17 protein-coding genes and 1 riboswitch are annotated in these 21,872 nt (G+C 56.5%); of the genes, 10 read left to right on the top strand and 7 right to left on the bottom strand.

Annotated features, from left to right (window positions below; all coding sequences use genetic code 11):
• The first annotated feature begins 97 nt into the window (after nucleotides 1-97).
• Both metF and katG read left to right on the top strand, forming a co-directional pair.
• Nucleotides 98-985, top strand: a complete 888-nt coding sequence (gene metF / locus AC3WOK_RS22390) for a methylenetetrahydrofolate reductase (RefSeq protein WP_059312366.1) — start codon at nucleotides 98-100, stop codon at nucleotides 983-985.
• A 148-nt stretch (nucleotides 986-1,133) separates the two neighbouring features.
• A complete protein-coding gene (gene katG / locus AC3WOK_RS22385) occupies nucleotides 1,134-3,314 on the top strand; it encodes a catalase/peroxidase HPI (RefSeq protein ID WP_063429678.1) in 2,181 nt (726 codons plus the stop codon).
• 84 nt (nucleotides 3,315-3,398) lie between these two features.
• Here katG and gldA read toward each other — a convergent pair whose 3' ends face one another.
• The 5 genes from gldA to argE all read right to left on the bottom strand — a co-directional run bounded on the left by gldA (nucleotide 3,399) and on the right by argE (nucleotide 10,240).
• Nucleotides 3,399-4,502, bottom strand: a complete 1,104-nt coding sequence (gene gldA, locus AC3WOK_RS22380; protein WP_059312368.1) for a bifunctional L-1,2-propanediol dehydrogenase/glycerol dehydrogenase — start codon at nucleotides 4,500-4,502, stop codon at nucleotides 3,399-3,401.
• A gap of 12 nt (nucleotides 4,503-4,514) precedes the next feature.
• Nucleotides 4,515-5,177, bottom strand: coding sequence for a fructose-6-phosphate aldolase (fsa, locus tag AC3WOK_RS22375; RefSeq protein WP_447856534.1), 663 nt, complete (start codon nucleotides 5,175-5,177; stop codon nucleotides 4,515-4,517).
• 128 nt (nucleotides 5,178-5,305) lie between these two features.
• Nucleotides 5,306-6,070: a helix-turn-helix transcriptional regulator gene (locus AC3WOK_RS22370; protein ID WP_063958108.1), complete on the bottom strand. Its 765-nt coding sequence runs from the start codon at nucleotides 6,068-6,070 to the stop codon at nucleotides 5,306-5,308.
• 95 nt (nucleotides 6,071-6,165) lie between these two features.
• Nucleotides 6,166-8,817, bottom strand: a complete 2,652-nt coding sequence (gene ppc / locus AC3WOK_RS22365; protein WP_047345498.1) for a phosphoenolpyruvate carboxylase — start codon at nucleotides 8,815-8,817, stop codon at nucleotides 6,166-6,168.
• 271 nt (nucleotides 8,818-9,088) lie between these two features.
• Nucleotides 9,089-10,240 (bottom strand): acetylornithine deacetylase, encoded by a 1,152-nt coding sequence (gene argE / locus AC3WOK_RS22360; protein WP_023309677.1) that lies wholly within the window; start codon nucleotides 10,238-10,240, stop codon nucleotides 9,089-9,091.
• An 88-nt stretch (nucleotides 10,241-10,328) separates the two neighbouring features.
• On the opposite strand from argE, the gene argC reads away from it, so the two are divergent.
• The 4 genes from argC (at nucleotide 10,329) to oxyR (ending at nucleotide 14,800) form a co-directional block, all read left to right on the top strand.
• Nucleotides 10,329-11,333, top strand: a complete 1,005-nt coding sequence (argC, locus tag AC3WOK_RS22355; RefSeq protein WP_492355126.1) for an N-acetyl-gamma-glutamyl-phosphate reductase — start codon at nucleotides 10,329-10,331, stop codon at nucleotides 11,331-11,333.
• A gap of 6 nt (nucleotides 11,334-11,339) precedes the next feature.
• A complete protein-coding gene (argB, locus tag AC3WOK_RS22350) occupies nucleotides 11,340-12,116 on the top strand; it encodes an acetylglutamate kinase (protein WP_123138617.1) in 777 nt (258 codons plus the stop codon).
• A 74-nt stretch (nucleotides 12,117-12,190) separates the two neighbouring features.
• Nucleotides 12,191-13,564: an argininosuccinate lyase gene (argH, locus tag AC3WOK_RS22345; RefSeq protein ID WP_492355125.1), complete on the top strand. Its 1,374-nt coding sequence runs from the start codon at nucleotides 12,191-12,193 to the stop codon at nucleotides 13,562-13,564.
• Between the two features lie 318 nt (nucleotides 13,565-13,882).
• Nucleotides 13,883-14,800 (top strand): DNA-binding transcriptional regulator OxyR, encoded by a 918-nt coding sequence (gene oxyR, locus AC3WOK_RS22340; RefSeq protein ID WP_023309664.1) that lies wholly within the window; start codon nucleotides 13,883-13,885, stop codon nucleotides 14,798-14,800.
• On the opposite strand, the gene sthA is transcribed toward oxyR, so the two are convergent.
• Nucleotides 14,783-16,183, bottom strand: a complete 1,401-nt coding sequence (gene sthA, locus AC3WOK_RS22335) for a Si-specific NAD(P)(+) transhydrogenase (RefSeq protein WP_063958106.1) — start codon at nucleotides 16,181-16,183, stop codon at nucleotides 14,783-14,785. The two genes, oxyR and sthA, sit on opposite strands and share 18 nt — an antisense overlap.
• 196 nt (nucleotides 16,184-16,379) lie before the next feature.
• On the opposite strand from sthA, the gene fabR reads away from it, so the two are divergent.
• Nucleotides 16,380-17,018: an HTH-type transcriptional repressor FabR gene (fabR, locus tag AC3WOK_RS22330; protein WP_008501784.1), complete on the top strand. Its 639-nt coding sequence runs from the start codon at nucleotides 16,380-16,382 to the stop codon at nucleotides 17,016-17,018.
• A 9-nt stretch (nucleotides 17,019-17,027) separates the two neighbouring features.
• Nucleotides 17,028-17,387, top strand: a complete 360-nt coding sequence (locus AC3WOK_RS22325) for a YijD family membrane protein (protein WP_047345491.1) — start codon at nucleotides 17,028-17,030, stop codon at nucleotides 17,385-17,387.
• Between the two features lie 89 nt (nucleotides 17,388-17,476).
• On the opposite strand, the gene trmA is transcribed toward AC3WOK_RS22325, so the two are convergent.
• Nucleotides 17,477-18,577: a tRNA (uridine(54)-C5)-methyltransferase TrmA gene (gene trmA, locus AC3WOK_RS22320; protein WP_047345490.1), complete on the bottom strand. Its 1,101-nt coding sequence runs from the start codon at nucleotides 18,575-18,577 to the stop codon at nucleotides 17,477-17,479.
• Nucleotides 18,578-18,681: 104 nt separating this feature from the next.
• Nucleotides 18,682-18,857: riboswitch (cobalamin riboswitch) on the top strand.
• 66 nt (nucleotides 18,858-18,923) lie between these two features.
• On the opposite strand from trmA, the gene btuB reads away from it, so the two are divergent.
• Nucleotides 18,924-20,762 (top strand): TonB-dependent vitamin B12 receptor BtuB, encoded by a 1,839-nt coding sequence (gene btuB, locus AC3WOK_RS22315; protein ID WP_492355124.1) that lies wholly within the window; start codon nucleotides 18,924-18,926, stop codon nucleotides 20,760-20,762.
• The gene (gene murI, locus AC3WOK_RS22310) at nucleotides 20,707-21,558 is read left to right on the top strand and encodes a glutamate racemase (protein WP_447856524.1); all 852 of its coding nucleotides are present in this window, start codon (nucleotides 20,707-20,709) and stop codon (nucleotides 21,556-21,558) included. Before btuB ends, murI begins: the two co-directional genes overlap by 56 nt.
• Nucleotides 21,559-21,872 lie beyond the last annotated feature (314 nt).

Genomic DNA, 21,872 nt, shown 5'->3' with positions numbered 1-21,872 from the left:
GTCCCTCCGCTTTTCCGTCATTTTTACATCTGGACGTCTAAACGTATAGAAGTTCACAACACAACAAACAACGACACGCGATAGATAGAGGTAAGGTATGAGCTTTTTTCACGCCAACCAGCGGGAAGCACTGAATCAGAGCCTGGCTGAGGTAAACGGCCAGATTAACGTCTCTTTTGAATTTTTCCCGCCGCGCACCAGTGAAATGGAGCAAACCCTGTGGAGCTCTATCGATCGTCTCAGCAGCCTGAAACCGAAGTTTGTCTCCGTGACGTACGGGGCTAACTCCGGCGAGCGTGACCGTACGCACAGCATCATTAAAGGCATTAAAGATCGTACCGGCCTGGAAGCGGCGCCGCACCTCACCTGTATCGACGCCACTCGCGACGAGCTGCGCGCCATTGCCCAGGATTACTGGAACAACGGCATCCGCCATATTGTTGCGCTGCGCGGTGACCTGCCGCCGGGTAGCGGCAAGCCGGATATGTATGCAACCGATCTGGTCGCGCTGCTGAAGGATGTGGCCGACTTTGATATCTCCGTTGCCGCTTATCCTGAAGTTCATCCGGAAGCGAAAAGTGCCCAGGCCGATCTGCTTAACCTGAAGCGTAAAGTGGACGCCGGCGCGAACCGTGCCATTACCCAGTTCTTCTTTGATGTGGAAAGCTACCTGCGCTTTCGTGACCGCTGCGTCTCCGCGGGCATCGACGTTGAAATCATCCCGGGGATCCTGCCGGTCTCTAACTTCAAACAGGCAAAGAAATTTGCCGATATGACCAACGTGCGCATCCCGCTGTGGATGTCCAAAATGTACGAAGGGCTGGACGATGACCCGGAAACCCGCAAGCTGGTGGGGGCCAATATCGCGATGGACATGGTGAAGATCTTAAGCCGCGAAGGCGTGAAAGACTTCCACTTCTATACGCTGAACCGCGCGGAGATGAGTTACGCCATTTGTCATACGCTCGGCGTGCGCCCGGCGTAATGAGCATAAAGCCCTCAAAAATATGAGGGTTTTTTAGTCAGATAAAAAGTTAAAAGGTATTAGCTATCGAATCTGTGGATTAATTCAACTATATCTTATTGCTAGTGGTGTATATCGTAACGGTAACACTGTAAAAGGGAGCATAGCGATGAGCACGTCAGACGAGACCAATAAAGCGGCATCAGTCGGCAAATGCCCGTTCCACCAGGGCGGCGTCGATCACAGCGCGGGTGCAGGTACAGGCAGCCGTGACTGGTGGCCAAAACAACTCCGCATCGATCTTCTTAACCAACATTCCAACCGTTCTAACCCTCTGGGTGAAGACTTCGACTACCGCAAAGAATTTAGCAAACTCGATTACTCTGCCCTTAAAGGCGACCTCAAAGCACTTTTAACCGACTCTCAACCGTGGTGGCCAGCCGACTGGGGCAGCTATGCGGGCCTGTTTATCCGTATGGCCTGGCACGGCGCGGGTACCTATCGCTCCGTTGACGGGCGCGGTGGGGCAGGACGCGGTCAACAGCGCTTTGCGCCGCTGAACTCCTGGCCGGATAACGTTAGCCTCGATAAAGCGCGCCGTCTGCTGTGGCCCATCAAGAAAAAATACGGACAAAAAATCTCCTGGGCTGACCTGTTCATCCTCGCGGGTAACGTGGCGCTGGAGAACTCTGGCTTCCGCACCTTTGGTTTTGGTGCCGGGCGTGAAGACGTCTGGGAACCGGATCTCGACGTAAACTGGGGCGATGAAAAAGCCTGGCTGACCCATCGTGACCCGGAAGCGCTGGCGAAGCGCCCTCTGGCCGCCACCGAAATGGGGCTGATTTACGTTAACCCGGAAGGACCAAACGCCAGCGGTGAACCGCTGTCAGCGGCAGCGGCGATTCGCGCCACCTTCGGCAACATGGGCATGAACGACGAAGAAACCGTGGCGCTGATTGCCGGTGGTCACACCCTCGGCAAAACCCACGGCGCGGGTGAAGCCACCCACGTTGGCACCGACCCGGAAGCCTCACCGATTGAAGCGCAGGGCCTTGGCTGGGCCAGCACGCACGGCACGGGCGTTGGTGCTGACGCCATTACCTCCGGCCTGGAAGTTATCTGGTCCCAAACCCCGACCCAGTGGAGCAATTACTTCTTCGAGAACCTGTTCAAATTTGAATGGGTGCAGACCCGCAGCCCGGCAGGCGCGATTCAGTTTGAAGCCGTGGATGCACCGGAAATCATGCCTGACCCGTTCGACCCGTCGAAAAAACGTAAGCCAACGATGCTGGTTACCGACCTGACGCTGCGTTTTGACCCGGAATTCGAAAAGATTTCCCGCCGTTTCCTGAACGACCCGCAGGCCTTCAACGAAGCCTTCGCGCGCGCGTGGTTCAAACTGACCCACCGCGATATGGGACCTAAATCGCGTTACCTCGGTCCGGAAGTGCCGAAAGAAGATCTGATCTGGCAGGATCCGCTGCCGGAGGCGGTATTCAATCCGACCAAAGAGGACATTGAAAGCCTGAAGGCGGAAATTGCGGCATCCGGCCTGTCCGTCAGCGAGCTGGTTTCCGTTGCCTGGGCGTCAGCGTCAACCTTCCGCGGTGGCGATAAGCGTGGCGGCGCCAACGGTGCGCGTCTGGCGCTGGCCCCTCAGCGTGACTGGGACGTGAACGCCGCAGCGGTGCGCGCGCTGCCAGCTCTGGAAGCTATCCAGCGCACCACCAACAAAGCCTCCCTGGCCGATATCATCGTGCTGGCGGGCGTGGTAGGCGTAGAGCAAGCCGCGAAAGCTGCGGGCGTGTACGTCACCGTACCGTTCACGCCGGGCCGTGTGGATGCCCGTCAGGATCAAACGGATATCGAGATGTTTAACCTGCTCGAGCCGGTTGCCGATGGCTTCCGCAACTACCGTGCGCAGGTGGATGTGTCCACGACGGAATCTCTGCTGATTGATAAAGCCCAGCAGCTGACGCTGACCGCACCCGAGCTGACGGTGCTGATCGGTGGCCTGCGCGCGTTGGGGGCTAATTTCGACGGCAGTAAGAACGGTGTGTTCACTGACCGCGAAGGTGTGCTGAGCAATGATTTCTTCGTGAACCTGCTGGACATGAATACCCAGTGGAAGGCGACCGATGAATCAAATGAACTGTTTGCCGGAAGCGATCGCGCCAGCGGTGAAGTGAAATATACCGCCACCCGCGCCGATCTGGTCTTCGGTTCTAACGCCGTCCTGCGCGCGCTGGCGGAGGTTTATGCCAGTGATGATGCGCACGAGAAGTTCGTCCGCGACTTCGTTGCAGCATGGGCGAGGGTGATGGATCTGGACCGGTTTGACGTGAAGTAACCATTGTGCCGGGTGGCGGTTACGCCTTACCCGGCCTACGGGCAAAAAAATCCCCGTCGATGCGGGGATTTTTATTCATGCTATTTACTCCCACTCCTGCAAAAATCGCTGTCCGTACTGATCGGCCACCAGCAGCGCCGCATAGACCTGATCCGGCGTGACGCCGCCAGGCATATTATGGATGGTTTCTCCTTGTGCACAGGACGCTTCGGCAATCAGACGCATTTTGGCCGGAATGTCTTCTTTGATGTTCAGCTGCGCCAGCGTAATGGGCAGCCCAACGCTGTGGCAAAGCGCCGCGACGGTCTCTATTTCTTCTACCGGCGCATTTTCCAGCACCAGCTGCGTCAGCGTACCAAACGCCACTTTTTCGCCGTGATAGAAATGATGCGCGTCTGGCACGGCCGTCATACCGTTATGAATAGCATGCGCCGCGGCCAGCCCGCCGCTCTCAAAGCCGACGCCGCTGAGATAGGTGTTGGCTTCGATAATGCGTTCCAGCGCCGGTGTGACCACGTGCTGTTCCGCTGCCAGCATCGCTTTTTCCCCCTCTTCAACCAGCGTGTTGTAGCACAGCTCGGCGAGCGCTAATGCCGCCTGAGTGCATTTACCACCGGCCATGGTGGTTGCGCCGCTGCGCGAGCAGGCGCGTGCTTCAAACCAGGTCGCCAGCGCATCGCCAATCCCGGCGGCAAGCAGACGTGCAGGCGCACCCGCCACCACTTTCGTATCCACAATGACCATGTTCGGGTTGTGCGGCAGCATCAGGTAGCGATCGAACTCGCCGCTGTCCGTGTAGATAACGGAAAGGGCGCTGCACGGCGCATCGGTGGACGCGATCGTCGGCGCAATCGCGACGGGCACGTCCATGAAGTGGGCCAGCGCTTTAGCGGTATCCAGCGTTTTACCGCCCCCGATGCCCAGTACCGCCATGCAGTCGGCGCCGTCAGCGAGTTTTTTCAGTCGATCGATTTCATTTTGTGAACATTCGCCGCCAAACGGCGCGATTTCGGCATGCAGCTCTGCTTTTTTAAAGCTTTGTCGCAAGGTTTCTTCGGCAAAACCCAGTACAAACTTATCGCCGACGACCAGCCAGCGTTGTGCCAGGGGTTTCAGATAGTCGCCGAGACGGGTAAGCACATCAGCGCCCTGGATATATTTCCCCGGCGATTGAATGATACGGTCCATAACAGTTCTCCCTTACAGGTTGAGGTTACCAAACGCGTTTTTCCAGTCCTGCTCGAACTTCTCTATGGCTGACTCTACCGCTGGGGTGCCGAGCATTTGTTGCGCTACGTCTAAAGGAAGCGTGATTGCCTCACATCCCGCGAGCAGACAGTCCAGCGCCTGACGCGGTGTTTTGAAGCTGGCGGCCAGCACTTTGCTGTCCGGTGCGTGCAGCTCCAGCAGGGACTGCAGCTCCTGGACCATGCGGATGCCGTCACCGCCCTGAGCGTCGACGCGGTTGACATACGGCGCGACATATTGCGTCCCCGCCAGTGCGGCGAGTAAGCCCTGCGCAGCGCTGTAAACGGCGGTTCCCAGCGTGGTTATCCCCTCTTTTTTCAACTCTTTAATCGCGATAAGCCCCTGAGCGGTAACCGGGATTTTGACCACGATATCCGGTACGGCGTTACTCAGGCGCTTGGCTTCCGCCACCATACCTTCTGCATCGCGGCTCAGGGTTTGCGCAAACAGCGTGCCTTCCGGCCCGATGGCTTTTTGCAGGCGCGGCAGCACGTCCCAGATGGATTCGCGGCTGGCAGCGACGATGCTTGGGTTGGTGGTGACACCCGCAATAGGGAAGATGCGGGCCAGACGTTCTACTTCTGCCACGTTGGCGGTATCCAGGTACAGTTCCATTATTTTTCCTTAAGTCAGAAAGGTTAAATAAAGGATAAGGCCCGGCCAGGCGCGGCCGATACAGGTCAATTTTGCCAAATACTGGACAAATGTATTCTGCTTAACGAAGTGCGATGCCGATCACAGTGCTAGTTTTTGGCGATCAGCTGGCTGTGGTACTGGCGGCGATATTCGGAAGGGGAGCGTTCGGTGTGTTTGCGAAAGAGACGGCAGAAATAGTTGCTATCCATAAACCCGCACCGCGCCGCAATATCCTTAATTTTTAAATCGTATCTCTTGAGCAGCTGGCGAGCGTGTTCCAGACGCGTCTGCGTCAGGTATTCATTGAACCCGACGTTTCCGGTCTTCTGAAACAGGTGAGAGAGATAGTTAGGGGAAATATAAAACGCCTCGGCAACGGAATCCCGGGTCAGCGCTGAGGCATGATGTTCGTCAATAAAGCGACGAACGGCTTCGAAGAGCGCACGGCTGCGGCTATCAGTGTGGATCTCGCTGCCAAGCAGATCGCGGCAGTGGCTAAGTAGACTTAACACTACCAGCCTGGCCGTGTCCTGCTCGGTCGGCTGCATGTGCAGCTCGTTGAGCGTTTGCAGGAGAAACGCGCCCGTTCGGGGGCCTCGCCTGGCGACCTGCAGCTGTTGTAAAAGGACGTTGCTCCGATGGAGCTCAAGCGTCAGCTGCTGTTTACCGAAGCTTATTCTGAGAATGTTTGAAGAATGAAGCGGGACGTGCCCGGATGTGGAAAAGAATGCCTCGCAGCGGGTTTCCAGGATAACCGAGAGACAAGGTGATGTTCGGATGTTCTTCCCGGCAGGCGCGACAAAGTGCACCTGATACAGGGGTAATGCGCCGTTAATTAGCGCCGTCAGGATTTGCCTAACATCGTGGTGCATGACGTGGATACCGCGGTATTGCCGGGTGGCGCTAACGCTTACCCGGCCTACCTGTCGTAGGCCCGCGCAAGCGTAGCGCCGCCGGGCATAAAGCCTTAGCCGGTGTTACGCATACCCGCCGCAACGCCCGCAATCGTCACCATCAGCGCCTGTTCAACGCGAGGATCCGGCTCTTTCCCTTCTTCTTCCGCCAGGCGAGAACGGTGCAGCAGTTCTGCCTGCAGAACGTTCAGCGGGTCGGTGTAGATGTTGCGCAGCTGGATAGACTCGGCAATCCACGGCAGGTCTTCCATCAGGTGTGAGTCGTTGGCGATATCCAGCACCACTTTGATGTCGCCTTGCAGCAGTTCGCGCAGCTCTTTACCCAGCGCCCACAGCTCAGGTTTCACCAGACGCTGATCGTAGTATTCCGCCAGCCACAGGTCAGCTTTCGAGAAGACCATCTCAAGCATGCCCAGGCGGGTAGAGAAGAACGGCCAGTCGCGGCACATGGTTTCCAGTTCATTTTGCTTGCCGTCTTCCACCACTTTTTGCAGCGCCGCACCTGCACCCAGCCAGGCGGGCAGCATCAGGCGGTTCTGTGTCCAGGCGAAGATCCACGGGATCGCACGCAGAGACTCTACGCCACCGGTCGGGCGGCGTTTGGCCGGACGTGAGCCCAACGGCAGTTTACCCAGCTCCTGCTCAGGCGTTGCCGAGCGGAAGTAAGGCACGAAATCTTTGTTCTCTCGCACGTAGCCGCGGTACAGATCGCAGGAGATATCCGACAGCTCGTCCATGATGCGACACCAGGAGTCTTTCGGTTCCGGCGGCGGCAGCAGGTTCGCTTCCAGAATGGCGCTGGTATAAAGCGACAGGCTGCTGATGGTCACTTCCGGCAGGCCATACTTGAAGCGGATCATCTCGCCCTGCTCGGTAACGCGCAGGCCGCCTTTCAGGCTTCCCGGCGGCTGCGACAGCAGAGCCGCGTGAGCTGGCGCGCCGCCACGGCCAATTGAGCCACCGCGTCCGTGGAACAGGGTTAGCTCAATACCGGCTTTCTCGCAGGTTTTGATTAGTGCATCCTGCGCCTGATACTGCGCCCAGGATGCCGCCATTACGCCCGCATCTTTTGCGGAGTCGGAATAGCCAATCATTACCATCTGTTTGCCCTGAATAAAGCCGCGATACCAGTCGATGTTCAGCAGCTGGGTCATGACGTCGTTGGCATTGTTCAGGTCGTCGAGGGTCTCAAACAGCGGTGCGACTGGCAGGGCATAGTCGATACCGGCTTCTTTCAGCAGAAGGTGAACGCCCAGCACGTCGGACGGGGTTTTCGCCATGGAGATCACGTAGGCGGCCACCGATCCTTTCGGCGCGTCCACGATCGCTTTACAGGTGTTGAGCACCTCGCGGGTGTCGTTGCTTGGCTCCCAGTTGCGCGGCAGCAGAGGGCGCTTGGAGTTCAGCTCGCGGATCAGGAAGGCCTGTTTATCGGCTTCGGACCAGCTTTCATAATCGCCGATGCCGAGATAGCGGGTCAGCTCGCCCAGGGCTTCGGTATGGCGGGTACTTTCCTGACGCACGTCGATGCGCACCAGCGGCACGCCAAAACACTTCACGCGACGCAGTGTGTCGAGCAGTTCGCCGTTGGCGATGATGCCCATCCCGCAGGCCTGCAGCGATTTATAACAAGCGTAGAGCGGCTCCCAGAGCTGTTCGTTCTGGCTGAGCAGGCCTTCTGGTTTTGGCAGGCGCTGGCCTTTCAGACGCGCTTCCAGCCAGGCCTGAGTGGCCATCAGCTGACCGCGCAGTTTTTTCATAAGGAAACGGTACGGCTCGCTGGCGCCTTCTTCTCCGGCCAGCGCGCGTAGTTCCGGCGTCGCTTCAACCATCGACAGCTCGGAGATCAGCACCTGAATGTCCTTCAGGAACAGGTCAGTCGCTTTCCAGCGGCTCAGCAGCAGGACGTGACGGGTGATTTCGGCGGTGACGTTCGGGTTGCCGTCGCGGTCGCCGCCCATCCAGGAGGTGAAACGTACCGGAACAAAGTCGACCGGCAGGCGGTAGCCCAGGTTCTCTTCCAACTGCTCGTTCAGCTCGCGCAGGTAGTTAGGCACCCCTTCCCACAGGCTGTTTTCCACCACCGCAAAGCCCCATTTGGCTTCGTCGACCGGGCTTGGGCGGTGCTTACGAATTTCATCGGTGTGCCAGGACTGGGCAATCAGCTGGCGCAGACGGCGCATCAGCTGGTTGCGTTCGTAGTCGGCAATGTCTTTATTATCCAACTGCTTGAGGCAGTTGTTCACTTCCACCATTTTGTGGATCAGGGTGCGACGGGTGATCTCGGTTGGGTGAGCGGTCAGTACCAGCTCCAGCGAAAGAGACTCCACCGCTTTTTTGATGGTGGCTTCGTTGAGGTCTGGCTGGTCTTTCAGTTTACGAAGGGTGCGGGCAATGACTTCCGGGTTGCTGGCCGCTTCGCCGTTTGGCGAAATGCTGTGGTATTGCTCAGCGGTATTTGCCAGGTTCAGGAACTGGCTGAATGCGCGTGCAACAGGCAGCAGCTCGTCGTTAGAGAGATTCTGCAAGGTGGTGAGCAGCTCCTGGCGACTGGCCTCGTTACCTGAGCGGGAAGATTTAGACAGCTTGCGGATGGTTTCAACGCGGTCGAGGATGTTCTCCCCCAACGCGTCTTTGATGGTATCTCCAAGCACTTTGCCGAGCATACTGACATTACTACGCAACGCGGAATATTGTTCGTTCATAAAAACCCAGTCACCCCATCATTTTTGTTTATGCCCAATCGAAAATCTTTTGGACATTATTTTGTCATCTCCCTTTATAAAGCCACGTAAAACCCCCGTCGTCAATTGCTGCGAAAACGGTTCAGCAAACGAATAAATGTGGGCAATTTACGAAATTTAATTCGCTTCGCGTCAGATAAGAGATGCTTATGGGAATGTGACGGAGATCATGCGATTTGTTGCCCTCACCCTAACCCTCTCCCACAGGGAGAGGGGACTCTTCGGTGCGGTTTTAATGCCAGCAGAAGTGATGCACAACCTGGGTAATCAGTTCACGGGTGGGCTTGATGAAGCGGGTTTCCAGATACTCGTCCGGCTGGTGCGCCTGGTTGATCGAACCGGGGCCAAGGACCAGCGTCGGACAAAGCGTCTGAATAAACGGCGCTTCGGTGCAGTAGTTCACCACGTCGGTTTTCTCGCCGAGCAGCTTTTCCACCACTTCGACCAGCTGATGATCCGGCGGGCATTCGTAACCCGGGATCGGTGGGTGCAGTTCGGAGACCGTCAGACGGCCCGGCCAGCGCTCGCTCACCGGGGCCAGCGCTTCATTCAGCAGGCCGTCGAGATCGCTCAGCGTCATGCCCGGCAGCGGGCGGATATCCATGTGCAGTTCGCAGCAGGCGCAGATACGGTTGGAGGCATCGCCGCCGTGCAGGCTGCCGAGGTTCAGGGTCGGATACGGCACGGTGAACGCGTCGTAGTGGTAACGCTCTTTCAGGTCGTCGCGCAGGGTCATGATACGGCCGATGGCGTCATGCATCAGCTCAATGGCGTTGACGCCGCGTGCCGGATCGCTGGAGTGGCCGGACTGGCCCAGGACGCGCACGGCGGTAGAGATATGGCCTTTATGCGCGCGAATCGGCTGCAGAGACGTTGGCTCGCCGATGATGGCGCAATCCGGGCGAATCGACGTATTTTCAGAGAAGTAGCGCGCGCCCGCCATGCTGGTCTCTTCATCGGCAGTCGCCAGGATGTAGAGCGGCTTTTTCAGCTTTGTCACGTCCACATCGCGCAGGGCGTCGAGAATAAAGGCGAAGAAGCCTTTCATGTCGGCGGTGCCCAGACCGTAAAGCTTGTTGTCATGCTCGGTCAGGGTGAACGGGTCGCGCGTCCAGCGGCCATCGTCAAACGGCACGGTGTCGGTATGACCGGCAAGCAGCAGGCCGCCCGCACCGGTTCCGGTGCTGGCCAGCAGGTTAAATTTGTGGCGTGTTCCGGGGACGGGCTGAACCTCAACGTTAAACCCAAGATCGCTGAACCAACCCGCCAGCAGATTGATTAAAGACTCATTGCTCTGATCCAGCGCTTCTTCCGTTGCGCTGATGGACGGTGTGGCAATCAGGGCGCGGTAAATCTCGATAAATGGTGGTAAGTTCATTTTCATTGTTGACACACCTTAGGTCGTGATAGTATCAATATTCATGCAATAAATGTGAATAAAAATACATTATCGTTGAGCATAAAGGAACCCGATGTTGAATACGCTGATTGTAGGCGCTAGCGGTTATGCGGGCGCAGAGCTTGTAAGCTACGTAAATCGTCACCCTCATATGACCATAACCGCTTTGACTGTGTCAGCGCAAAGCAATGATGCGGGAAAGTTAATTTCCGATTTGCATCCGCAGCTTAAGGGCATGGTTGATCTGCCTTTGCAGCCTATGTCTGACATCAGCGAGTTCACCGACGGCATCGACGTGGTGTTTTTAGCTACCGCGCACGAGGTCAGTCACGACCTGGCGCCGCAGTTCCTGGCTGCCGGCTGCGTGGTGTTCGACCTCTCAGGCGCGTTCCGTGTTAACGACGGCGCGTTTTACGAAAAATATTACGGCTTCACCCATCAGCATCCGGAGCTGCTTGAAAAAGCGGTGTACGGCCTGGCGGAGTGGAGCGCTGACAAACTGAAAGAAGCGGATCTGATTGCTGTCCCGGGCTGCTACCCGACGGCGGCACAGCTTTCGCTGAAACCACTGATCGACGCCGGGCTGCTGGATCTGAACCAGTGGCCGGTGATCAACGCCACCAGCGGCGTGAGCGGAGCAGGGCGCAAGGCCGCCATCTCCAACAGCTTCTGCGAAGTGAGCCTTCAGCCGTATGGCGTGTTTAATCATCGCCATCATCCTGAAATCACCACCCATCTGGGCGCGGACGTGATTTTCACGCCGCATCTGGGCAGCTTCCCGCGTGGGATCCTCGAAACCATTACCTGCCGCCTGAAGCCTGGCGTGACCAAAGAGCAGGTGAGCGAGGCCTTCACGCAGGCGTACGCGGATAAACCGCTGGTGCGTCTGTACGACAAAGGCGTGCCGGCGCTGAAAAACGTGGTCGGCCTGCCATTCTGCGATATCGGCTTTGCCGTGCAGGGCGAGCACCTGATTGTGGTGGCCGCAGAAGATAACTTACTCAAAGGCGCTGCCGCACAGGCAATGCAGTGTGCAAATATTCGTTTCGGTTTCCCGGAAACGCAGGCTCTTATTTAAGGTGTGATGATGAACCCATTAATTATCAAACTCGGTGGTGTACTGCTGGACAGCGAAGAAGCGCTGGAGCGTCTGTTTACCGCGCTGGTTAACTATCGCGAATCACATCAACGTCCGCTGGTGATTGTCCACGGCGGCGGCTGCGTGGTGGATGAGCTGATGAAAGGGCTCAACCTGCCGGTGAAAAAGAAAAACGGCCTGCGCGTGACGCCTGCCGACCAGATTGACATCATCACCGGGGCGCTGGCGGGTACGGCGAATAAAACCCTGTTGTCCTGGGCGAAGAAACACCACATCGCGTCCGTTGGCCTCTATCTGGGCGATGGCGACAGCGTAAAAGTGACCCAGCTCGACGAAGAGCTCGGCCATGTTGGACTGGCGCAGCCGGGTTCGCCTAAGCTGATTAACACGCTCCTGGAAGGTGGTTTCCTGCCGGTGGTGAGCTCTATCGGCGTAACCGAAGAGGGCGCGCTGATGAACGTCAACGCTGACCAGGCGGCGACTGCCCTGGCGGCAACGCTGGGTGCGGATCTGATCCTGCTCTCCGACGTGAGCGGCATTCTGGACGGTAAAGGTCAGCGCATTGCTGAAATGACCGCGGAAAAAGCCGAGCAGCTGATTGCTCAGGGCATTATCACCGACGGCATGATCGTCAAAGTGAATGCGGCGCTGGATGCCGCACGCGCGCTTGGCCGCCCGGTTGATATCGCCTCATGGCGTCACGCGGAGCAGCTCCCGGCGCTGTTTAACGGCACGCCGATTGGCACGCGTATTTTAGCCTAAGTTTTTATTGAATGACCGTAGGCCGGGTAGGCGCAGCGCCACCCGGCGGAACTAACGAATAAAGGAAGCATGTTATGGCACTTTGGGGTGGGCGTTTTACACAGGCAGCGGATCAGCGGTTCAAGCAGTTCAACGACTCTTTGCGCTTCGACTACCGCCTGGCCGAACAGGATATCGTCGGCTCTGTGGCCTGGTCCAAAGCGCTGGTGACGGTGGGCGTGCTGACCGCAGACGAACAATTGCAGCTGGAAGAAGCGCTGAACAATCTGCTGGAAGAGGTGCGTCTTAACCCGCAGCAGATCCTCGAAAGCGATGCTGAAGATATTCACAGCTGGGTGGAAGGCAAGCTGATCGACAAAGTCGGTCAGCTGGGTAAAAAGCTGCACACCGGCCGTAGCCGTAACGACCAGGTCGCCACCGACCTGAAGCTATGGTGTAAAGATACCGTTGGCGAACTGCTGACGGCCAACCGTCAATTGCAGAGCGCGCTGGTGGAGACCGCACAGAACAACCAGGACGCGGTGATGCCGGGTTATACCCATCTGCAGCGCGCGCAGCCCGTGACTTTTGCGCACTGGTGTCTGGCCTACGTTGAGATGCTGGCGCGTGACGAAAGCCGCCTGCAGGATACCCTGAAGCGTCTGGACGTGAGCCCGCTGGGCAGCGGTGCGCTGGCCGGTACGGCGTATGAAATCGACCGCGAACAGCTGGCAGGCTGGCTGGGCTTTGCCTCCGCCACCCGTAACAGCCTGGACAGCGTCTCTGACCGCGACCACGTGCTGGAGCTGCTCTCAAACGCGTCTATCGGCATGGTCCACCTGTCGCGCTTTGCTGAAGACCTGATCTTCTTTAACTCTGGCGAAGCCGGTTTCGTCGAGCTGTCCGATCGCGTGACCTCCGGCTCTTCCCTGATGCCGCAGAAGAAAAATCCGGATGCGTTGGAGCTGATCCGCGGGAAGTGTGGCCGCGTACAGGGCGCGCTGACCGGCATGATGATGACACTGAAAGGGCTGCCGCTGGCGTACAACAAAGACATGCAGGAAGACAAAGAAGGGTTGTTCGACGCGCTCGACACCTGGCTGGACTGTCTGCATATGGGCGCGCTGGTGCTGGACGGCATTCAGGTGAAACGTCCGCGCTGCCAGGAAGCGGCGCAGCAGGGCTATGCGAACTCTACCGAACTGGCGGATTATCTGGTAGCGAAAGGCGTACCGTTCCGAGAAGCGCACCATATTGTAGGTGAAGCGGTGGTTGAAGCCATTCGTCAGGGTAAACCGCTGGAGGATCTGGCGCTTGCCGACCTGCAGAAATTCAGCTCGGTTATCGGGGATGATGTGTATCCGATTCTGGCGCTGCAGTCTTGTCTGGACAAGCGTGCGGCGAAAGGCGGCGTGTCGCCGAAGCAGGTGGCGCAGGCGATTGCGGATGCGAAGAGCCGGTTGGTTTGATTTGGTTTGAACAGTGCGGGCTGGTGCCCTCACCCTGGCCCTCTCCCACAGGGAGAGGGAGAAAAACAGAGCCTGGCTTAGTGCCAGGCTTTTTTATTTACGCAAAAAAAAAGCGGACCACGGGGTCCGCAAAAGTTCACGTTGGCTTTAGTTGTTCGAGTTTTGAGAGAAACTCGCTGACGGTGCGGGGACGTCAAGGGTCAAACACGTGCCGCCTCGTCTATGTGGCGTATTATTCAACAGAATGCTTGATAGGGATAATCGTTCGTTGCTATGCTATCTATCGCCATGAACTATCGTGGCGACGGAGGATGAATAATGAATATTCGTGATCTTGAATACCTGGTAGCGTTAGCCGAGCATCGTCACTTTCGCCGCGCGGCAGATTCCTGCCACGTCAGCCAGCCCACGCTGAGCGGTCAGATCCGCAAGCTGGAAGACGAACTGGGCGTGATGCTGCTGGAGCGCACCAGTCGTAAGGTTCTGTTCACACAGGCAGGTCTGCTGCTGGTGGATCAGGCGCGCACCGTGCTGCGCGAGGTCAAAGTGCTCAAGGAAATGGCAAGCCAGCAGGGGGAGGCGATGTCCGGCCCGCTGCATATCGGCCTGATCCCAACCGTTGGCCCGTACCTGTTGCCGCACATCATCCCGATGCTGCACCAGACGTTTCCGAAACTCGAAATGTACCTGCATGAAGCGCAAACGCATCAGCTGCTGGCGCAGTTAGATAGCGGCAAGCTCGACTGCGCCATTCTGGCGCTGGTGAAAGAGAGCGAAGCCTTTATTGAAGTGCCGCTGTTCGATGAGCCGATGATGCTGGCGATCTATGAAGATCACCCGTGGGCGAACCGCGATCGCGTGCCGATGGCCGATCTGGCCGGTGAAAAGCTGCTGATGCTGGAAGATGGCCACTGCCTGCGCGATCAGGCGATGGGCTTCTGCTTCGAAGCGGGTGCGGATGAGGATACCCATTTCCGCGCAACCAGCCTGGAAACGCTGCGTAATATGGTCGCGGCGGGAAGCGGAATTACGCTGCTGCCTGCGCTGGCCGTGCCGCGCGAGCGTAAGCGTGATGGCGTGGTCTATCTGCCGTGCATTAAGCCGGAGCCGCGTCGCACCATTGGCCTCGTTTATCGTCCGGGTTCACCGCTGCGCAGCCGCTATGAGCAGCTGGCAGAGGCCATCCGTGGTTCGATGGATGGCCATTTTGACAGCGCGTTAAAACAGGCGGTTTAAGCCGTTCAGCGCAGCTACCCGGTAGGCTTCCGCCATGGTCGGGTAGTTAAAGGTGGTGTTAACGAAGTACTCGATGGTGTTACCACCGCCTTTCTGCTCCATGATTGCCTGGCCGATATGAATGATTTCCGCGGCGCGTTCACCAAAGCAGTGAATCCCGAGGATCTCTTTCGTCTCGCGATGGAACAGGATCTTCAGCGTACCCACGCTCATCCCCACGATTTGCGCCCGCGCCAGATGTTTAAACTGCGCACGTCCCACCTCGTAAGGCACCTTCATTGCCGTCAGCTGCTGCTCGGTTTTCCCGACAGAACTGATTTCCGGGATGGTATAAATGCCCGTCGGGATATCTTCAATAAGATGCGCCGTTGCTTCGCCTTTCACCAGCGCCTGAGCGGCAATACGGCCCTGATCGTAAGCGGCTGAGGCCAGGCTCGGGTAGCCAATCACGTCGCCGACCGCGTAAACGTGCGGCAGCGCGGTCTGGTACATGCTGTTGACCTTCAGCTGACCGCGGCTGTCGGTCTCAAGCCCGATATTTTCCAGCTGCAGCGAATCGGTGTTGCCGGTACGGCCGTTGGCATACAACAGGCAGTCGGCTTTCAGCTTCTTACCGGACTTCAGGTGCATGATCACGCCGTCGTCGCAGCCTTCAATCTTCTCGTACTCTTCGTTGTGGCGAATCACCACGCCGCTGTTCCAGAAATGGTAGGAGAGGGAGTCTGACATCTCCTGATCGAGGAATGCCAGCAGGCGGTCGCGGGTGTTAATCAGGTCAACTTTGACCTCCATTCCGCGAAAGATTGACGCATATTCACAGCCAATCACGCCGGCGCCATAGATGATCACATGGCGTGGCTCATGGTGCAGGCTGAGGATGGAGTCGCTGTCGTAGACGCGCGGATGTGAGAAGTCCACGTCGGCCGGATGGTACGGGCGCGAACCGCAGGCAATCACAAATTTTTCAGCGGTGAGGGTTTCAACGGAACCGTCGTGGCATTCGAGCGCCAGCGTGTGTTCATCCACAAAATGCGCGTTGCCCTGCAAAATTTCACAGTGGTTACGCTCATAAAACCCCTGACGCATACGCGTCTGCTGGTTAATGACGGTATCCGCGTGATTCAGGATGTCAGCAAAGGATGAACGAAGAAGTCGGGAGTGGTCGCTGTAAAGAGGGTTCTGGTTAAATTCGATAATGCGGCTAACGGCGTGGCGGAGGGCTTTGGAAGGGATGGTGCCCCAGTGGGTGCAACCGCCGCCGACATTATGGTAGCGCTCAATGACCGCTACTCTGGCTCCCTGTTTCACCAGACCCATAGCAGCACCTTCGCCGCCGGGGCCGGAACCAATAACTATTGCGTCGTAATCGTAGGAATGTGGCATGGCAAGGCTTACCTGTTCTTATACATAAAAGCAACAGAATCATAACATCATTGCCGGAGTAACCCAATTATCGTTGTGCTTTTTTCCGGCAGTGGAGCACAAACCGTACGTAAACAATCATTCACAAAGCTGAACAAACAGATTAATTTTATTCTCTGGTATAGTGCCATCAGGCCTTTGGAAGGATTCAATTATTGTGATGGGCGTTAGAGCACAACAAAAAGAGAAAACCCGGCGTTCGCTGGTGGAAGCCGCATTCAGTCAACTGAGTGCTGAGCGGAGTTTTGCCAGTTTGAGCCTGCGCGAAGTCGCACGCGAGGCCGGGATTGCGCCAACGTCTTTCTATCGTCATTTCCGTGATGTGGATGAACTGGGCCTGACCATGGTCGATGAAAGCGGCCTGATGCTGCGCCAGCTGATGCGCCAGGCGCGTCAGCGAATTGCAAAAGGAGGCAGCGTGATCCGCACCTCCGTCTCGACCTTTATGGAATTTATCGGCAATAACCCCAACGCATTTCGTCTGCTTCTGCGCGAACGTTCGGGCACATCGGCGGCGTTTCGTGCCGCCGTCGCGCGTGAAATTCAGCACTTCATCGCGGAACTTGCCGACTATCTGGAACTCGAAAACCATATGCCGCGTGCGTTTACTGAAGCACAGGCGGAGGCGATGGTGACGATTGTTTTCAGCGCGGGTGCCGAAGCGCTGGATGTCAGCATTGAACAACGCAAACAGCTCGAAGAGCGACTGGTATTGCAGCTCAGGATGATCTCCAAAGGCGCGTACTACTGGTATCGCCGTGAACAAGAGAAACTGGCACATCAAACCGAAGAGTGAAGGTGAGTAATGAAACAGTCAGGTCAGGATAAAGGGACGCTGTTGCTGGCATTGATCGCTGGCTTATCCATTAACGGTACGTTTGCCGCTATTTTTAGCTCAATCGTTCCGTTTTCGATTTTCCCGCTTATTGCGCTGGTGCTGACGGTTTACTGCCTGCATCAACGTTACCTGAACCGCACCATGCCGGTGGGGTTACCGGGATTGGCCGCAGCCTGCTTTATTCTGGGTGTCTTGCTGTATAGCACTGTAGTGCGCGCGGAGTATCCGGATATCGGCTCTAACTTCCTGCCTGCGGTACTGTCTGTGGCGCTGGTGTTCTGGATTGGCTCGCGCATGCGTAACCGCAAAAGCCAGTTATCAGAGTAGAGGGTTTTGTCATTGTAGGCCGGATAAGCGAAGCGCCATCCGGCTTTTTGGCAGGTGGCGCTTCGCTTACCTGCCCTACAGGGCCTGGATCATTTTGCCGTGAGCAGTACACCGCACTCCATATGGTGCGTATACGGGAACTGATCGAACAGTGCCAGGCGTTCAACCTTGTGCGTCTGGCCTAACGTTTCCAGATTCTTGCACAGCGTCTCCGGATTACAGGAGATGTACAAAATACGCGGGTACGCCTGCACCATCTTCTCGGTTTCGCTGTCCAGGCCACTGCGCGGCGGGTCGACAAAAATCGTCTCACACTGGTAGCTTTTCAAATCGATCCCTTCCAGTCGGTTAAACGCCCGCACGCCGTTCATGGCCTGGGTAAACTCTTCAGCGGCCATACGAATGATCTGCACGTTATCGATATGGTTGGCGGCAATGTTGTACTGCGCGGCGGCCACCGACGGCTTGGCGATTTCCGTGGCCAGCACGCGATCGAAGTTACGCGCCAGCGCCAGCGAGAAGTTGCCGTTACCGCAGTAGAGTTCAAGCAGGTCGCCCGTTGACCCTTCCGTTGCCTTCAGCGCCCACTCCAGCATTTGCACGTTCATCGCGGCGTTCGGCTGGGTGAAGCTGTTCTCGACCTGACGATACACCATCTCTTTACCCGCTACTGGCAGGCGCTCGTCGATGTAGTCCTGGTCGAGCATGATTTTGGTTTTTGTTGCGCGGCCAATCAGGTGAACGTTGATGTTCTGCGCACGCAGCGCATCGCGCAGCGCTTCCGCCTGCTCGCGCCACTCGTCGTTCAGCGCTTTGTGATACAGCAGGGAAACAATCGCCTGGTTGCTTTGCGTGGTTAGATAGTCAATCTGGAATAGCTTGTGGCGCAGCACAGGGTTATTGCGCACGCCTTCCATCATCAGCGTCATGAGCTGGTTGATTAATTCACTTGCCGCCGGGAAGCTGTCCACGCGGATGCGGGATTTCGTCTGCTGATCGAAAATGATGTGATACAGGTCATCCCCGTCATGCCAGATGCGGAATTCGGCACGCATGCGGTAATGGCTGACAGGGGAGCGGAACACCTCGGGAACGGGCGCGTTGAACGGCGTCATCATACTTTGCAGGCGGACAACTTTCTCTGCCAGCTGCGCGTCGTACTGTTCTGTCGGGAGGTGTTCGGGGGTCATGATGCGTCCTGAGTGATAAAGAATTACGCGGGGATTGTAGGCATTGTTCAGGGGATGTCCAGATTTAATGGCTAATAGCTGTCTGGACATCTATACGTGTCTAATTGTAGCATTCTGTTTCCGGTCTCATGAGAGTGAAAAGGGAATCCAGTGTAAATCTGGAGCTGACGCGCAGCGGTAAAGACTGGCGGGATGAGCGTTGTAGACACTGTGAAAATGGGAAGTCTTCATCCGTATAACGCCACCTAGCCCGAAGACCTGCCGGGATCACGTCGCATTTGGTTTCATCATCGCGTGCTATAGATGAGGCCTGCGGCATCCTTCTTATATTGTGGATGCTTTAACAATGATTAAAAAAGTATCGCTGTTGACGGCCTTGTCCGTCACGGCATTTTCGGGCTGGGCGCAGGATAGCGCAGACTCGTTGGTGGTGACGGCAAATCGTTTTGAACAACCTGAAAAATCTATTCTGGCGGCAACCTCCGTTGTCACACGTGCCGATATTGACCGCTGGCAGTCAACCTCGGTTCTGGATGTCATGCGCCGCCTGCCGGGTGTGGATACCGCACAAAACGGCGGAATGGGACAGTCTTCTTCACTCTTTATTCGTGGCACAAACTCCAGCCATGTGCTTATCCTCGTCGACGGGATCCGCCTTAATCAGGCGGGCGTTACGGGATCGTCCGATCTCAGCCAGTTCCCTATCGCGCTGGTGCAGCGTATCGAATACATTCGTGGCCCGCGTTCGGCGGTGTATGGCTCCGATGCGATTGGTGGCGTGGTGAATATCATTACCACCCGCGCCAAGGACGGTACGACTCTGAATGCAGGCGTAGGCTCGCACGGTTACCAAAATTATGGCGGCAGTACTCAGCAGACGCTGGGTGACGCCACGCGCGTGACGCTGGCAGGGGATTACACGTATACCAAAGGCTTTGACGTGGTGGCGGACGGTAACAACGGCGGCGTTCCGCAAACCGATCGTGACGGCTACATGAATAAAACCATCTACGGTGCGCTGGAGCATGCGTTCTCCGAACAATGGAGCGGCTTCGTTCGCGGGTATGGCTACAGCAACCGTACTGCCTATGACGCTTATTACAGTCCAAACGCGCTGGTTGATACCCGCCAGCTATATAGCCAGACCTGGGATGCCGGACTGCGCTTCAACGAAGATATCTTCCATTCGCAATTGCTTTCCAGTTACAGCCACAGTAAGGATTTTAACTACGATCCGCATCTTGGTCGTTATGATTCCACGGCGACGCTGGATGAAATCAAACAGTACAACGTTCAGTGGACAAACTCTGTGGACGTGGGCCACGGTAATATCGGCGCGGGTATCGACTGGCAGAAGCAGAGTACAGAACCTAACACCAACTATGTGTCGAATGCCTACGACATTCGCAACACGGGCGTCTACCTGACCGGGTTGCAGCAGTTTGGTGACGTCACTCTGGAAGGGGCGGTTCGCAGCGACGACAACTCTCAGTTTGGACGTCATGGCACCTGGCAGAGTAGTGCGAGCTGGGAGTTTATTGACGGTTATCGTTTCATTGCTTCTTATGGCACGGCCTATAAAGCACCGAATCAGGGGCAACTCTACGGAATTTACGGTAATGACCGTCTTGATCCTGAAGAGAGCAAGCAGTGGGAAGGCGCGTTTGAAGGCCTGACGGCAGGCGTGAGCTGGCGGATATCCGGCTATCGTAATGACGTTGATAATCTTATCGACTTCAACAATAACCTCCAGGAGTATTACAACGTCGGCAAAGCGCGTATTAAAGGTATCGAAGCTACCGCGTCGTTTGATACGGGCCCGGTCATGCATACTGTGGGTTATGACTATGTTGATGCACGCAATGCGGCAACCAACCAGCTACTGGATCGTCGCGCTAAGCAGCAGGTGAAGTATCAGCTTGATACGCAACTTTATGATTTTGACTGGAGCCTGACTTATCACTATCTGGGAACGCGGTACGATACCGACTTCGGTACCTGGCCGAGTCAGAAGGTGAAAATGGGCGGCGTTAGCCTGTGGGATGTCGCAGTTTCGTATCCTGTCACCTCACACCTCACAGTTCGTGGTAAAATAGCCAACCTGTTCGATAAAGATTACGAGACAGTTTATGGCTACCAAACTGCAGGACGGGAATACACCTTGTCTGGCAGCTACACCTTCTAATCCGCGTCCCACCGTGCTGGTGTTTGATTCCGGCGTCGGTGGGCTTTCGGTCTATGATGAGATTCGGCATCTCCTGCCGGATCTCCATTACATCTACGCCTTCGATAACGTCGCTTTTCCCTATGGGGAAAAGAGCGAAGACTTTATTGTTGAGCGTGTGGTTGAAATCGTCACTGCGGTACAAAAGCGCTATCCCCTTGCGTTGGCCGTCATCGCCTGTAATACGGCGAGCACCGTCTCCCTTCCTGCCCTGCGTGAAAAATTCCCGTTCCCGGTTGTGGGCGTTGTTCCGGCAATAAAGCCCGCTGCCCGCCTGACGGCGAACGGTATTGTGGGTTTGCTGGCAACGCGGGGTACGGTAAAGCGTCCTTATACCCGCGAGCTGATCGACCGTTTTGCTAACGAATGCCAGATTGCGATGCTCGGCTCGGCCGAGCTGGTGGAGATGGCCGAAGCGAAGCTGCATGGAAAGGCGGTATCACTCGACGAGTTGCGTCGTATTCTTCGTCCATGGCTGCGGATGCCGGAACCACCGGATACCGTTGTGCTGGGCTGCACCCACTTCCCGCTATTACAGGAAGAACTGTTAGAGGTTCTGCCGGAGGGGACGCGCCTGGTAGATTCGGGGGCGGCTATCGCCCGTCGTACGGCCTGGCTGCTGGAACACGAAGCGCCGGATGCAAAATCTGCCGATGAGAATATCGCTTTTTGTATGGCAATCACCAAAGAGACCGAGCAACTTTTACCCGTTTTACGCCGTTATGGCTTTGAAACGCTCGAAAAACTAGCGCTGTAGCACGGTTTTGAGCAAAAAAGAGACGGTTGAACGTTTTTTTTAAAAGAGGGGTTGTCAACGTCTGAGAACTCCCTATAATGCGCCTCCACTGACACGGAACAACGGCTTGCAGGCCGCCGGGTTAGCGGGGTTCAGAGATGAACGCCAACAGAGAAAAGCGAAAATAATCACTTGACTCTGAATGAGGAAAACGTAATATACGGGACCTCGCAACGGTGAGCTGAAAGCCGCGTTGCAACTGCTCTTTAACAATTTATCAGACAATCTGTGTGGGCACTCAAAGTGACATGGATTCTTAATGTCTTCGGACAATA

Source organism: Enterobacter sp. FW301-JW81 (assembly GCF_058788735.1).
This window is presented reverse-complemented; position numbering and strand designations above follow the sequence as displayed.